General features: G+C 71.3%; 10 protein-coding genes. 7 read left to right on the top strand and 3 right to left on the bottom strand.

What is annotated here, in order from left to right:
* Positions 1-54 precede the first annotated feature (54 nt).
* A complete protein-coding gene (locus tag G3I77_RS24515) occupies positions 55-1,473 on the top strand; it encodes a sugar porter family MFS transporter (protein ID WP_248507190.1) in 1,419 nt (472 codons plus the stop codon).
* A gap of 285 nt (positions 1,474-1,758) precedes the next feature.
* Here the strand turns inward: G3I77_RS24515 and G3I77_RS24510 are convergent, their stop codons facing one another.
* Both G3I77_RS24510 and G3I77_RS24505 read right to left on the bottom strand, forming a co-directional pair.
* Positions 1,759-2,136 (bottom strand): hypothetical protein, encoded by a 378-nt coding sequence (locus G3I77_RS24510; RefSeq protein WP_248507189.1) that lies wholly within the window; start codon positions 2,134-2,136, stop codon positions 1,759-1,761.
* Between the two features lie 51 nt (positions 2,137-2,187).
* Positions 2,188-3,159 carry an LLM class flavin-dependent oxidoreductase gene (locus G3I77_RS24505; protein ID WP_248507188.1) on the bottom strand — a complete coding sequence of 324 codons (972 nt, stop codon included), beginning with the start codon at positions 3,157-3,159 and terminating at the stop codon, positions 2,188-2,190.
* Positions 3,160-3,310: 151 nt separating this feature from the next.
* On the opposite strand from G3I77_RS24505, the gene ftsY reads away from it, so the two are divergent.
* The gene (ftsY, locus tag G3I77_RS24500) at positions 3,311-4,510 is read left to right on the top strand and encodes a signal recognition particle-docking protein FtsY (RefSeq protein ID WP_248507186.1); all 1,200 of its coding nucleotides are present in this window, start codon (positions 3,311-3,313) and stop codon (positions 4,508-4,510) included.
* 115 nt (positions 4,511-4,625) lie between these two features.
* On the opposite strand, the gene G3I77_RS24495 is transcribed toward ftsY, so the two are convergent.
* On the bottom strand, positions 4,626-5,291 hold the full coding sequence (locus G3I77_RS24495; protein WP_248507184.1) for a bifunctional DNA primase/polymerase: 666 nt from the start codon (positions 5,289-5,291) through the stop codon (positions 4,626-4,628).
* 445 nt (positions 5,292-5,736) lie between these two features.
* Here G3I77_RS24495 and G3I77_RS24490 point away from each other — a divergent pair, with 445 nt between their 5' ends.
* The 5 genes from G3I77_RS24490 to ffh all read left to right on the top strand — a co-directional run bounded on the left by G3I77_RS24490 (position 5,737) and on the right by ffh (position 13,372).
* Positions 5,737-7,239 carry a hypothetical protein gene (locus G3I77_RS24490; RefSeq protein WP_248507182.1) on the top strand — a complete coding sequence of 501 codons (1,503 nt, stop codon included), beginning with the start codon at positions 5,737-5,739 and terminating at the stop codon, positions 7,237-7,239.
* A gap of 338 nt (positions 7,240-7,577) precedes the next feature.
* Positions 7,578-8,918 (top strand): ammonium transporter, encoded by a 1,341-nt coding sequence (locus G3I77_RS24485; RefSeq protein WP_248507180.1) that lies wholly within the window; start codon positions 7,578-7,580, stop codon positions 8,916-8,918.
* Complete coding sequence (locus tag G3I77_RS24480) at positions 8,915-9,253, top strand: P-II family nitrogen regulator (RefSeq protein WP_030231663.1); 339 nt, start codon at positions 8,915-8,917, stop codon at positions 9,251-9,253. The genes G3I77_RS24485 and G3I77_RS24480 overlap by 4 nt, the downstream gene beginning before the upstream one ends.
* Positions 9,254-9,292: 39 nt before the next feature.
* On the top strand, positions 9,293-11,740 hold the full coding sequence (locus tag G3I77_RS24475; protein WP_248507179.1) for a [protein-PII] uridylyltransferase: 2,448 nt from the start codon (positions 9,293-9,295) through the stop codon (positions 11,738-11,740).
* Between the two features lie 81 nt (positions 11,741-11,821).
* The gene (gene ffh, locus G3I77_RS24470) at positions 11,822-13,372 is read left to right on the top strand and encodes a signal recognition particle protein (protein ID WP_161368183.1); all 1,551 of its coding nucleotides are present in this window, start codon (positions 11,822-11,824) and stop codon (positions 13,370-13,372) included.
* The last annotated feature ends 2 nt before the right edge of the window (positions 13,373-13,374 follow it).

Below are 13,374 nucleotides of genomic sequence, written 5' to 3'. Positions count from 1 at the left end.
ACCTCGAAGGGCTGATCCCCTCCGGCAGCGTTGCCGGTGGCCCGAGGAGTACACGTGACCAGCACAGCGCAGGCCCCCAAGTCAGGAGCCAGGACGGCTCATCCCGATCATCTCGGGCATGTCATCTTCATCGCGGCGGCGGCCGCGATGGGCGGTTTCCTCTTCGGCTACGACAGCTCCGTGATCAACGGCGCCGTCGAGGCCATCCGAGGCCGCTACGACGTCGGCTCCGCAGCCCTGGCCCAGGTCATCGCCATCGCCCTCATCGGCTGCGCCATCGGCGCCGCCACCGCCGGCCGCATAGCCGACCGCATCGGCCGTATCCGGTGCATGCAGATCGCCGCGGTCCTCTTCACGGTCAGCGCCGTCGGTTCCGCGCTGCCCTTCGCGCTGTGGGACCTCGCCTTCTGGCGCGTCGTCGGCGGCTTCGCCATCGGCATGGCGTCCGTGATCGGCCCGGCCTACATCGCCGAGGTCGCCCCGCCCGCCTACCGCGGCAGGCTCGGCTCCTTCCAGCAGGCCGCGATCGTCATCGGCATCGCCGTGTCGCAGCTGGTCAACTGGGGCTTGCTGAACGCCGCCGACGGCGACCAGCGCGGCAAGCTGATGGGCCTGGAGGCCTGGCAGGTCATGCTCGGCGTCATGGTCGTCCCGGCCATCCTCTACGGGCTGCTCTCCTTCGCCATCCCCGAGTCGCCGCGCTTCCTCATCTCCGTCGGCAAGCACGAGCGCGCCCGGGAGATCCTCACCGAGGTCGAGGGCAAGGACATCGACCTGGACGCCCGTGTCGCCGAGATCGAAGGCGCCATGAAGAGCGAGCACAAGTCGAGCTTCAAGGACCTGCTCGGCGGCAGCTTCTTCTTCAAGCCGATCGTCTGGGTCGGTATCGGCCTGTCGGTCTTCCAGCAGTTCGTCGGCATCAACGTCGCGTTCTACTACTCCTCGACGCTGTGGCAGTCGGTCGGCGTCGACCCGACGGACTCGTTCTTCTACTCCTTCACCACGTCGATCATCAACATCCTCGGCACCGTCATCGCGATGATCTTCGTCGACCGCATCGGACGCAGGCCGCTCGCGATCATCGGCTCGGTCGGCATGGTCATCGGCCTCGCCCTGGAGGCCTGGGCGTTCTCGTACCACCTCGTCGACGGCAAGCTGCCGGCCGCGCAGGGCTGGATCGCCCTGATCGCCGCGCACGTCTTCGTCCTCTTCTTCGCCCTGTCCTGGGGTGTGGTCGTCTGGGTCATGCTCGGCGAGATGTTCCCGAACCGGATCCGTGCCGCCGCCCTGGGCGTGGCAGCCGCCGCGCAGTGGATCGCCAACTGGGCCATCACCGCGAGCTTCCCGTCGCTGGCCGAGTGGAACCTCTCCCTGACCTACGTGATCTACACCGCGTTCGCCGCGCTCTCGATCCCGTTCGTCCTGAAGTTCGTCAAGGAGACGAAGGGCAAGGCCCTGGAGGAGATGGGCTAGGTCGTGTCCGCAAAGTCCCGTCGTTCGCCCGGAGGGCGGGCCCCGCGGCGTCTGGTGCGTGCTCTTGGTGTGCCGGGCGGAGCCCCTCGTACTGGACGTACTTGGGGGTTCGCCCGGTGCGGCGAGAGTGCGTGCCAGACGCCGCGAGGCAGGCGGGACTTGGCGGACACGACCTAGGCCCGCCGCGACTCGGGGAGAAGGGCCAAAGTCCCCGCTGCCCTCTCCCCGTAACCCGCCGCCGCCCCGGTTCGGCCACTGCCCGAGCCGGGGCGGCGGTCTGTCGTTTCACCAGATCAGGACGCCGCCGCCGATCACCCGGGCGTGCAGGGCGGCCACCTCCAGGTTCCGCAGCCGCCGCACCAGCCCCGCCCGGTGCTCGGCGAGCCCTCGCGGGCGCCGGGTGCTCTCGGCGATCGCGTCGAGGTGGTCACGCAGCAGTGCCACCTCGCGCAGGAACTCCGCCACGTCCTCGGCCTCGACCTCCAGGTCGTCGTCGGCCAGCACGGGCAGGAACCGGGCCCCCAGCGCGCGCACCGGCTGCGATCCCCACACGGTTCGGCGCCAGGACTCGAACCCGGCCGAGTCGTCGCGCCCCTCGGGGACGTCGAGTACCCGCCACTGCCCGTCCGGCTCCCGCAGGAACACGTCGACCGAGAGACTCATGGCGTCAGTGGACCACCGGGGTGTCGCGGCCGGCCACCGGATATCCGTGCGTCAGCTCCCCAGCCGGGGCAGCACCTGCTCGCAGAACAGCTGCAGACTCCGCCACCCCTCCTCCACCGGCATCCCGCCCGCCAGCGGATGCAGGACGTAGGAGTCCAGCCCCAGCGCCACGCAATCGTCCGGGGTGAGGATCCGGTACACGCCCTCCGCGCGCAGGTCCTCGACCGTCGTCGCGGCCGACTTCACCGCCGAGCGCACCCCGCCCGACTGCCAGGAGGCGTACGTGCGCGCCTCGTGCAGGAAGTGCTGCCCGTACTGCGCCCAGGCCCGGTCCGGGTCCTCGGCCACGTGCAGCAGGGGCGTCTCGGCGGCCGGCATCATCACCCAGCCCTCGGTGCCGTACTCGACGAGCAGCTCCTTGTAGTACGCCTCCAGCTCCGGCAGATGCGCGCTGGGGAAGAACGGCAGTCCCAGCCGGGCGGCGCGGCGGGCGGCTGCCCTGGAGGAGCCGCCGACCAGGAGCAGCGGGTGCGGGTCGGTGAAGGGGCGCGGAGTGATGCGGACGGTGCGGCCCCGGTAGGAGAAGGGCTCGCCGGTCCACGCCTTCAGCAGCGTCTCCAGCAGCTCGTCCTGGAGCTTGCCACGCCGGGCGAAGTCCACGCCGAACAGGTCGTACTCCTCGGGCCGGTACCCGATCCCGGCGACCGTCACCAGCCGGCCGTTGCTCAGCAGGTCCAGCACGGCGATCTCCTCGGCCAGCCGCAGCGGGTCGTGCAGCGGCCCGATGATCGCCGAGACGGTGACCGCGACACGCCGGGTCGCGCCGAAGACGGCCCCCGCGAAGGCGAACGGCGACGGCAGCCAGTTGTTCCCGGCCCCGTGGTGCTCCTCCGTCTGCACGGTGCTCACGCCCCGGTCGTCGGCGTACGCGGCCATTTCCAGGGCCGCCCGGTACCGGGCGCCGAGCTCGGCGGGGCCGGCCCCGGGAGCGACGAGGTTGAAGCGTGCGACCGTGACGGGCATGGGGGCGTCTCCCTCCACCGGGCGGGTGTCCGGGGGACGTTAGCTGACGAGGCGTCAGACATCCAGGGGTGTGGAGATCCGGCGGCCCGCGGCCCTCCGGGGCGGTGCGAGCGGGGTGACCCGGGGCCCCATGACTGATACTGGACGCGTTATGGACATCGTCATCCTTGCTGTAGTCATCGCCGTGGTCGTGATCGGCGCGCTCGGCGGGCTCATCGTCGGCAGCCGGCGCAAGAAGCAGCTGCCCCCGCCCCCGCCCGCCGCGCCCGACATCACCGCCCCACCGGCCGAGCCGCACGTCGGCGACGAGGCCGAGACGCCGCGGGAGGAACCGCGGCGCACGATAGAGGAGGTGGATCTCCCGGACGGCTCGGCTCCGGTCGTAGTCGAGGAGCCGCCCGCCGAAGCTCCCGGGATCGAGATCCCGGAACCCACCGCCGGCCGTCTGGTCCGGCTGCGGACCAGGCTCTCCCGCTCGCAGAACGCCCTCGGCAAGGGGCTGCTCACCCTGCTCGCGCGCGAGCACCTCGACGAGGACACCTGGGAGGAGATCGAGGACACGCTCCTCACCGCCGATGTCGGCGTGCAGCCCACCCAGGAACTGGTCGAGCGGCTGCGCGAGCGCGTGAAGGTGCTCGGCACCCGCACCCCCGAGGAACTGCGCACCCTGCTCCGCGAGGAACTGGTCACGCTGGTCGGCCGCGACATGGACCGCGCGGTCAAGACCGAGCCGGAGGACCGCAAGCCGGGCATCGTGATGGTCGTCGGTGTCAACGGCACCGGCAAGACCACCACCACCGGCAAGCTCGCCCGCGTCCTGGTGGCCGACGGCCAGAGCGTCGTCCTCGGCGCCGCAGACACCTTCCGTGCCGCCGCCGCAGACCAGCTCCAGACCTGGGGCGAGCGGGTCGGCGCCCACACCGTGCGCGGACCGGAGGGCGGCGACCCGGCCTCCGTCGCCTTCGACGCGGTCAAGGAGGGCAAGGAGATGGGCGCGAACGTCGTGCTCATCGACACCGCCGGACGCCTGCACACCAAGACCGGCCTCATGGACGAGCTCGGCAAGGTCAAGCGGGTCGTGGAGAAGCACGCCCCGGTCGACGAGGTGCTGCTCGTCCTGGACGCCACGACCGGCCAGAACGGCCTGGTCCAGGCCCGGGTCTTCGCCGAGGTCGTCAACATCACCGGCATCGTGCTCACCAAGCTGGACGGCACGGCCAAGGGCGGCATCGTGGTCGCGGTCCAGCGCGAGCTGGGCGTCCCGGTCAAGCTCATCGGGCTCGGCGAGGGCGCGGACGACCTGGCGCCGTTCGAGCCGGAGGCGTTCGTTGACGCCCTTATCGGAGAGTGAGCTCGGCACCTGCCGAGGAACGACCTCCGAAAATCCGCACCCGCGCGAGAAGCGCCCGCCCCCGAAGTGCAGTCGGGGCCGGGCGCTTCGCCGTGTGGGTCAGGGCCGGCAGGCCTCAGGCCCGCGACCGGTGTGCCACATACGCCAGCGTGCCCAGCACCAGGCGGGCCTCCGGCGGCCGGGACGCCGAGTCCAGGGCGGGGGAGCGCAGCCAGCGAACCGGGCCGAGGCCGCCGCGGTCCGAGGGCGGCGCCGTGATGTGCGCGCCCGGCCCGAGGCCGCGCAGGTCGAGGGAGTCCGGGTCGTCCCAGCCCATGCGGTAGAGCAGGCCGGGCAGGTCGGCGGCGGCGCCGGGGGCGACGAAGAAGTGGGCGCGGCCGTCCGGAGTCACCGCGACCGGGCCGACGGGCAGGCCCATGCGCTCCAGCCGGGCCAGGGCGCGGCAGCCGGCGGGTTCGGACACCTCGATGACGTCGAACGCCCGGCCGACCGGCAGCATCACGGAGGCGCCGGGGAACTCGCCCCACCTCTCGGTCACGTCGTCCAGCGTCGCCCCGGCGGGGACGACCGGCGCGAAGTCCAGCGGGTGCGCGCCCGGCGCCGGGCAGTCGCCGCGGCCGCAGGAGCAGGCGCCCGCCGAGGCCCTGGCACCCGGTACGACGTCCCAGCCCCACAGGCCGGTGTACTCGGCCACCGCCGTGCCGTCCGAGGTGCGGCCGCGGCGGCGTGAGCCGGACCGGATGTCGCGCATGCCCCGGCTGATGCCGATCGTGAAGCCCATGCCCCCTCCAACGGGTCCGACGCAGCGGTGGTTACGCAGCGGACGCGATGCGTAACTCTCTGTTCCCGCCTTCCCGGAGGCGGTCTGTTCATTCAGCGCCCGGATGTGCCCGGGGTGGCGTGCCCGACGACGCGCGCCCCCGAGTGCATCGCTGCACCCGCTTCTGGTGGTGCTGTGTCAAGTGAATCGCGCGCAGGCGTACGTGAGTTCATTCGATGGGGTGGCGAATGGTGGCGTTTCCGTGTGAGCCGTGGCTGGACGGGTGATCGTAGGATTACTTTGTGTGCACGAGTTCTGGGGGCACATGCGCTCGTGGGTATGCCGGAGGCAAGTCGTCATTCCGTTCGAAGGGTGACAAGGGCCGGACGGACGGCCGTACGAACCGGCATGCTGATAGGGCTTGGCGCACTCGGCGACAAGTGGTCTCAGGGATGGGGGCGTTCCAGTGAGCGGCAACGGCGGAAGCGGAACGAACGCTGCAAGCGCGACGCACGCTGACAAGCGCCCGAACGAGCTGCTCACCTCCTGGTTCGTGCGCAGCGGTTGGTCCAAGGGCGAGCTCGCCCGCCAGGTCAACCGCAGGGCACGGCAGTTGGGTGCCAACCACATCTCCACGGACACCTCGCGCGTGCGCCGTTGGCTCGACGGCGAGAACCCCCGCGAGCCGATCCCCAGGATCCTGTCCGAGTTGTTCTCGGAGCGCTTCGGCGTCGTCGTCTCCGTCGAGGACCTGGGGCTGCGCACCGCGCGCCAGTCGCCCTCCGCGACCGGCGTCGACCTGCCCTGGACGGGCCCGCAGACCGTGGCCCTGCTCAGCGAGTTCTCGCGCAGCGACCTGATGCTGGCGCGGCGCGGCTTCCTCGGGAGCTCACTGGTCCTGTCCGCGGGCCCGTCCCTCATCGAGCCCATGCAGCGCTGGCTCGTCCCCTCGCCTCCGGCCCCGCGGTCCGAGCCCGAGCCCGAGCCCGCGGGCGGCTCCGGGCGAGGCCGCGGCCGGCTCTCCAAGCCCGAGCTGGACCTCCTGGAGTCCACGACGGTGATGTTCCGGCAGTGGGACGCCCAGTGCGGCGGCGGCCTGCGCCGCAAGGCGGTCGTCGGGCAGCTGCACGAGGTGACGGACCTCCTCCAGGAGCCCCAGCCGGAGTCCACCACCCGCCGGCTGTTCAAGGTCGCCGCCGAGCTCGCCGAACTGGCCGGCTGGATGTCGTATGACATCGGGCTCCAGCCGACCGCGCAGAAGTACTTCGTCCTCGCGCTGCACGCCGCCAAGGAGGCCGGTGACCGGCCCCTCGGCTCGTATGTGCTGTCCAGCATGAGCCGCCAGATGATCCACCTCGGCCGGCCCGACGACGCGCTGGAGCTGATCCACCTCGCGCAGTACGGCAGCCGGGACTGCGCGAGCCCGCGCACCCAGTCGATGCTGTATGCGATGGAGGCCCGCGCCTACGCCAACATGGGGCAGCCCGGCAAGTGCAAGCGGGCGGTCCGGATGGCCGAGGACACCTTCTCCGAGGCCGACGAGTGGGACGAGCCGGACCCCGACTGGATCCGCTTCTTCTCCGAGGCCGAGCTGTACGGCGAGAACTCCCACTCGTACCGTGACCTGGCCTACGTCGCCGGCCGCAGCCCCACCTACGCCTCGCTGGCCGAGCCTCTGATGAACCGGGCCGTGGAGCTCTTCGCCGAAGACGGCGAGCACCAGCGGTCGTACGCGCTGAACCTGATCGGCATGGCCACGGTGCACCTCCTCCAGCGCGAACCCGAACACAGCACGGTCTTCGCCACCGAGGCCATGCAGGTGGCCAAGAAGGTGCGTTCCGAGCGCGTCAACACCCGTATTCGAAAGACGGTCGACACCGCCGCCCGCGACTTCGGCGACCTCGGCGAGGTCGTCGACCTCACCGAGCGGCTCGCCGTCGAACTGCCGGAGACCGCAGAGGCGGTCTGAGACGCCGTACGCCCCCCTGAACCCCGGCCGCGGCCGGCCCTCCCGAACTGCCCGACTCGGCTCCCCCATGCCAGGTCATCGGAAGGCCGACCGCGGCCGGTCTGTGTGCCCACGGCTGCCTGAAAGCCGAAGGTTGCGCCACGATAACGATCGGCTCGCCCGCAATCCGGCAGTTCATCGACGCGTAACACAGAACGCGCCTTCGTCACGGTCGCGAAACAACGAGGGGCTTCGACCGAAACCGCGCTGCGCCAATCTCGTGGCGCATAACCGGCCCGCCCCTCAATCCGCTCGAGGCTTCGCCCGCACGGGGCCGTACCAATGACGAGGAGACGCCGATGGCACCAGCCATCACCCTTGCCGCAGAGGCGCCCAAGCTCTCTGCCGCGAACACAGGGTTCATGCTCATCTGTTCCGCCCTGGTGATGCTCATGACCCCGGGTCTGGCCTTCTTCTACGGAGGCATGGTCCGCGTCAAGAGCACCCTGAACATGCTGATGATGAGCTTCATCAGCCTTGGGATCGTCACCATCCTGTGGGTGCTGTACGGCTTCTCCATGGCGTTCGGCACCGACTCCGGCAGCCTCATCGGCTGGAACTCCGACTGGGTCGGCCTCACCGGGGTGGACACGGGCGAGCTCTGGGGCTCGACCAACATCCCGCTCCTGACCTTCATGGTTTTCCAGCTGATGTTCGCGATCATCACGCCCGCCCTGATCAGCGGTGCGCTCGCGGACCGTGTGAAGTTCTCCGCCTGGGCGCTGTTCATCGCGCTGTGGGCCACGATCGTCTACTTCCCCGTCGCCCACTGGGTCTGGGGTGAGGGCGGCTGGGCCTTCGACATGGGCGTCATCGACTTCGCCGGCGGTACGGCGGTCCACATCAACGCCGGTGCCGCCGCGCTCGGCGTGATCCTGGTCATTGGCAAGCGCGTCGGCTTCAAGAAGGACCCGATGCGCCCGCACAGCCTGCCGCTGGTCATGCTCGGTGCCGGTCTGCTGTGGTTCGGCTGGTTCGGCTTCAACGCCGGCTCCTGGCTCGGCAACGACGACGGCGTCGGCTCCCTGATGTTCGTCAACACGCAGATCGCCACCGCCGCCGCCGTCCTCGGCTGGCTCGCCTACGAGAAGATCCGCCACGGCGCCTTCACCACCCTGGGCGCCGCCTCCGGCGCGGTCTCGGGTCTGGTCGCCATCACCCCGGCCGGTGGCGCGGTCACCCCGCTCGGCGCGATCGCCGTCGGTGTCATCGCCGGTGTGCTGTGCGCCATGGCCGTCAGCCTGAAGTACAAGTTCGGCTATGACGACTCCCTGGACGTCGTCGGCGTCCACCTGGTGGGCGGCATCCTCGGCTCCCTGCTGATCGGCTTCTTCGCCAGCGGCAAGGGCCAGTCCGAGGTCGCGGGCCTGTTCTACGGGGGCGGCCTGGAACAGTTCTGGAAGCAGTGCGCCGGTGTCTTCGGTGTCCTCGCCTACTCCCTGATCGTCTCCGCGATCCTCGCCTTCATCCTCGACAAGACCATGGGCATGCGGGTTCCCGAGGACGACGAGGTCGCCGGTATCGACCAGGCCGAGCACGCCGAGACCGCATACGACTTCAGCGGTGCCGGTGGCGGTGCCGCCAAGACCGCCGTAGCGGCCGCCGTGGGCGGCGCCGAGAGCAAGAAGGTGGACGCATGAAGCTCATCACCGCCGTCGTGAAGCCGCACCGGCTCGACGAGATCAAGGAAGCCCTGCAGGCCTTCGGAGTACACGGCCTGACGGTCACCGAGGCCAGCGGCTACGGTCGTCAGAGGGGCCACACCGAGGTCTACCGCGGTGCCGAGTACACCGTTGACCTGGTCCCCAAGATCCGCATCGAGGTCCTGGTCGAGGACGACGACGCCGAGCAGCTGATCGACGTGGTGGTCAAGGCCGCCCGCACCGGCAAGATCGGTGACGGCAAGGTCTGGTCCATCCCGGTCGAGACGGCCGTACGGGTGAGGACCGGCGAGCGCGGTCCCGACGCGCTCTGAAGGCCCTCGAGGCAGCCAAACCAGAACAGGAGTCGCTGGGTGACGGGTACGGACGTGCAGAAGGAAGCAGAGGACTCGGGACCCAGCGGCTACGCGGCGGCCCGGCTGCGTCTCCTCACCGAGGAGGCGCGGTCCGGGCCGCCGCGCCGTGCGGCCCTGGCCGAACTCACGGACGACTGGCTCACCGGCCTGTTCGCCGCGGGCGCCGAGGGCCTGCGCGGTGCCTCTCTCATCGCCGTCGGCGGCTACGGGCGAGGTGAGCTGTCCCCGCGCAGCGACCTCGACCTGCTCCTGCTGCACGACGGCAGCGACACCAAGGCGGTCGCCGCCCTCGCCGACCGGCTCTGGTACCCCGTCTGGGACCTGGGCCTGGACCTCGACCACTCCGTCCGCACCCCCGCCGAGGCCCGCAAGACCGCCGGCGAGGACCTCAAGGTGCAGCTCGGCCTGCTGGACGCCCGGCACATCGCCGGCGACCTCGGCCTCACCGCCTCACTGCGCACGGCCGTCCTGGCCGACTGGCGCAACCAGGCGCCCAAACGCCTCCCCGAACTCCAGGAACTGTGCGCCGAGCGCGCCGAGCGCCAGGGCGAGCTGCAGTACCTGCTGGAGCCCGACCTGAAGGAGGCCCGCGGCGGGCTGCGGGACGCCACCGCCCTGCGGGCCGTCGCCGCCTCCTGGCTCGCCGACGCCCCGCGCGAGGGCCTGGCCGACGCCCGGCGCCGGCTCCTCGACGTCCGGGACGCCCTGCACCTGGCCACCGGGCGCGCCACCGACCGGCTCGCCCTCCAGGAGCAGGACCAGGTGGCCGCCGAGCTCGGCCTGCTCGACGCGGACACACTGCTGCGGCAGGTGTACGAGGCGGCACGGCTCGTCTCGTACGCCAGCGACGTCACCTGGCGCGAGGTGGGGCGTGTGCTGCGCTCACGCGCGGTGCGGCCCCGGCTGCGCGCCATGCTGGGCGGGGGGAAGCCGGCCCCCGAGCGGTCTCCGCTGGCGGAGGGCGTGGTGGAGCAGGACGGCGAGGTGGTGCTCGCCCGTGCCGCGCGCCCCGAGCGCGACCCCGTGCTGCCGTTGCGCGCCGCGGCCGCCGCCGCGCAGGCCGGACTCCCGCTCTCCCTGCACGCCGTACGGCGTCTGGCGGCCACCGTGCGCCCGGTGCCCACGCCCTGGCCCGCCGAGGCCCGCGAGCAGCTCGTCACCCTGCTCGGCTCCGGCCGCCCCACCATCGAGGTCTGGGAGGCGCTGGAGGCCGAGGGGCTGGTCACCCGGCTGCTGCCCGACTGGGAGCGGGTCCGCTGCCGCCCGCAGCGCAACGCCGTGCACCTGTGGACCGTCGACCGGCACCTCATCGAGACCGCCGTACAAGCCTCCGAGTTCACCCGCCAGGTCAGCCGCCCCGACCTGCTGCTGGTCGCCGCGCTGCTGCACGACATCGGCAAGGGCTGGCCCGGCGACCACTCCGTGGCGGGCGAGATCATCGCCAAGGACGTGGCCACCCGCATCGGCTTCGACCGCCACGACGTGACCGTCATCTCCACCCTCGTACGGCACCACCTGCTGCTCATCGAGACCGCCACCCGGCGCGACCTGGAGGACCCGGCCACGGTGCGCTCCGTCGCCGAGGCCGTCGGCTCCCAGGGCACCCTGGAACTGCTGCACGCGCTCACCGAGGCCGACGCCCTCGCCACCGGCCCGGCCGCCTGGTCGTCCTGGCGCGGCTCGCTCGTCGCCGACCTGGTCAAACGGGTCTCGGCGGTGCTCGCCGGGGACGCCCCGGACGACCCCGAGGAGGCCGCGCCGACCGCCGAGCAGGAGCGGCTCGCCCTGGAGGCGGCCGCGACCGGCAGCCCGGTGCTCGCCCTGCGGGCCCAGACCGAGCCGCCCGCCGGGCAGGAGCCGTCCGGCGACCCCGAGCCGCTCGGCGTCGAGCTGCTCATCGCCGTGCCCGACCAGCCCGGGGTGCTGCCCGCGGTGGCCGGTGTCCTCGCCATGCACCGGCTGACCGTACGCACCGCCGAGCTGCGCTCCCTGCACCTCCCGGACGGCGTCGACGGCTCCGTCCTGCTGCTGGACTGGCGGGTCGCCGCCGAGTACGGCTCCCTGCCGCAGGCCGCCCGTCTGCGCGCGGACCTGGTCCGGGCCCTGGACGGCTCCCTGGACATCGCCGGCCGGCTCGCCGAACGGGACGCGGCCTATCCGCGCCGCCGGGGCGTGGTCGCCCCCGCGGCCCGGGTGTCGGTCCACCCGGCCGCCTCCCGGCTGGCCACGGTCATCGAGGTCCGCTCCCAGGACGCCCCGGGCCTGCTGTTCCGCATCGGCCGCGCCCTGGAGGACGCGAGCGTGCGGGTGCGCAGCGCGCATGTCTCGACGCTCGGCGCCAACGCCGTCGACGCCTTCTACGTGACCGGCCCGGAGGGCGCGCCCCTGCCCGGGGACGAGGCGGCGTCGGTGGCGCGGAAGCTGGAGGAGACACTGCGGGGGTGAGGCCGACCCGGCGACTTGTCACGCCGGGATACCCTGGAGGGCGATTCCCTGTAGCCACCAACCCTGAGGACCGCGAGCGCCGTGTTCGATACTCTTTCCGATCGCCTCTCAGCGACCTTCAAGAACCTGCGCGGCAAGGGACGGCTCTCCGAGGCGGACATCGACGCCACGGCGCGCGAGATCCGGATCGCGCTGCTCGAGGCGGACGTGGCGCTTCCCGTCGTCCGGACGTTCATCAAGAACGTCAAGGAGCGCGCCCTCGGTGCCGAGGTCAGCAAGGCGCTGAACCCCGCCCAGCAGGTCCTCAAGATCGTCAACGAGGAACTGGTCACCATCCTCGGCGGCGAGACCCGGCGCCTGCGCTTCGCCAAGCAGCCGCCCACCGTGATCATGCTGGCGGGTCTGCAGGGTGCCGGTAAGACCACCCTCGCGGGCAAGCTCGGCCGCTGGCTCAAGGAGCAGGGCCACTCGCCGCTGCTGGTCGCCTGTGACCTCCAGCGCCCCAACGCCGTCAACCAGCTCAGCGTCGTCGCCGAGCGTGCCGGTGTCGCGGTCTACGCCCCCGAGCCGGGCAACGGCGTCGGTGACCCGGTCAAGGTCGCCAAGGACTCCATCGAGCACGCCAAGTCCAAGGTCCACGACATCGTGATCGTGGACACCGCCGGCCGTCTCGGCATCGACCAGGAGATGATGCAGCAGGCCGCGGACATCCGCGACGCCGTCTCCCCGGACGAGATCCTGTTCGTCGTCGACGCGATGATCGGCCAGGACGCCGTCAACACCGCCGAGGCCTTCCGCGACGGCGTCGGCTTCGACGGCGTGGTGCTCTCCAAGCTCGACGGCGACGCCCGCGGTGGTGCCGCCCTGTCGATCCGGCAGATCACCGGCAAGCCGATCATGTTCGCGTCGAACGGCGAGAAGCTCGACGACTTCGACGCCTTCCACCCTGACCGGATGGCCTCCCGCATTCTCGACATGGGTGACCTGCTCACCCTGATCGAGCAGGCGGAGAAGACGTTCAGCCAGGAAGAGGCCGAGAAGATGGCCTCCAAGCTGGCGTCCAAGAAGGGCCAGGACTTCACCCTGGACGACTTCCTGGCCCAGATGGAGCAGGTCCGCAAGATGGGCTCCATCTCCAAGCTGCTCGGCATGCTCCCGGGCATGGGCCAGATGAAGGACCAGATCAACAACCTCGACGAGCGGGACGTCGACCGCACGGCCGCCATCATCAAGTCGATGACCCCGGCCGAGCGCCAGGAGCCGACGATCATCAACGGCTCGCGCCGCGCCCGTATCGCCAAGGGCTCCGGTGTCGAGGTCAGCGCGGTCAAGAACCTGGTCGAGCGGTTCTTCGAGGCCCGCAAGATGATGTCCCGCATGGCCCAGGGCGGCGGCATGCCCGGGATGCCGGGGATGCCCGGCATGGGTGGTGGCCCCGGCCGGACGAAGAAGAAGCAGAAGCAGGCCAAGGGCAAGCAGCGCTCCGGCAACCCGATGAAGCGCAAGCAGCAGGAGCAGGAGGAGGCCGCCCGCCGGGCCGCCGCGGCCGAGGGCGGCAGCGCCTTCGGACTGCCGCAGCAGGGCGGCAAGGACTTCGAACTCCCCGACGAATTCAAGAAGTTCATGGGCTGACG

The sequence above is a fragment of the Streptomyces sp. D2-8 genome (genome assembly GCF_023184515.1).
Taxonomy (GTDB): domain Bacteria; phylum Actinomycetota; class Actinomycetes; order Streptomycetales; family Streptomycetaceae; genus Streptomyces.
The sequence above is the reverse complement of the archived record's forward strand: the minus strand, read 5'-3'. Positions and strand labels throughout refer to the sequence as shown.

Excerpts from the sequence above, each read along its gene's own strand:
- G3I77_RS24510 (WP_248507189.1), bottom strand. The coding sequence starts at position 2,136 with ATGAGTCTCTCGGTCGACGTGTTCCTGCGGGAGCCGGACGGGCAGTGG.
- G3I77_RS24505 (WP_248507188.1), bottom strand. The coding sequence starts at position 3,159 with ATGCCCGTCACGGTCGCACGCTTCAACCTCGTCGCTCCCGGGGCCGGC.
- ftsY (WP_248507186.1), top strand. The coding sequence starts at position 3,311 with ATGGACATCGTCATCCTTGCTGTAGTCATCGCCGTGGTCGTGATCGGC.
- G3I77_RS24495 (WP_248507184.1), bottom strand. The coding sequence starts at position 5,291 with ATGGGCTTCACGATCGGCATCAGCCGGGGCATGCGCGACATCCGGTCC.
- G3I77_RS24485 (WP_248507180.1), top strand. The coding sequence starts at position 7,578 with ATGGCACCAGCCATCACCCTTGCCGCAGAGGCGCCCAAGCTCTCTGCC.
- G3I77_RS24480 (WP_030231663.1), top strand. The coding sequence starts at position 8,915 with ATGAAGCTCATCACCGCCGTCGTGAAGCCGCACCGGCTCGACGAGATC.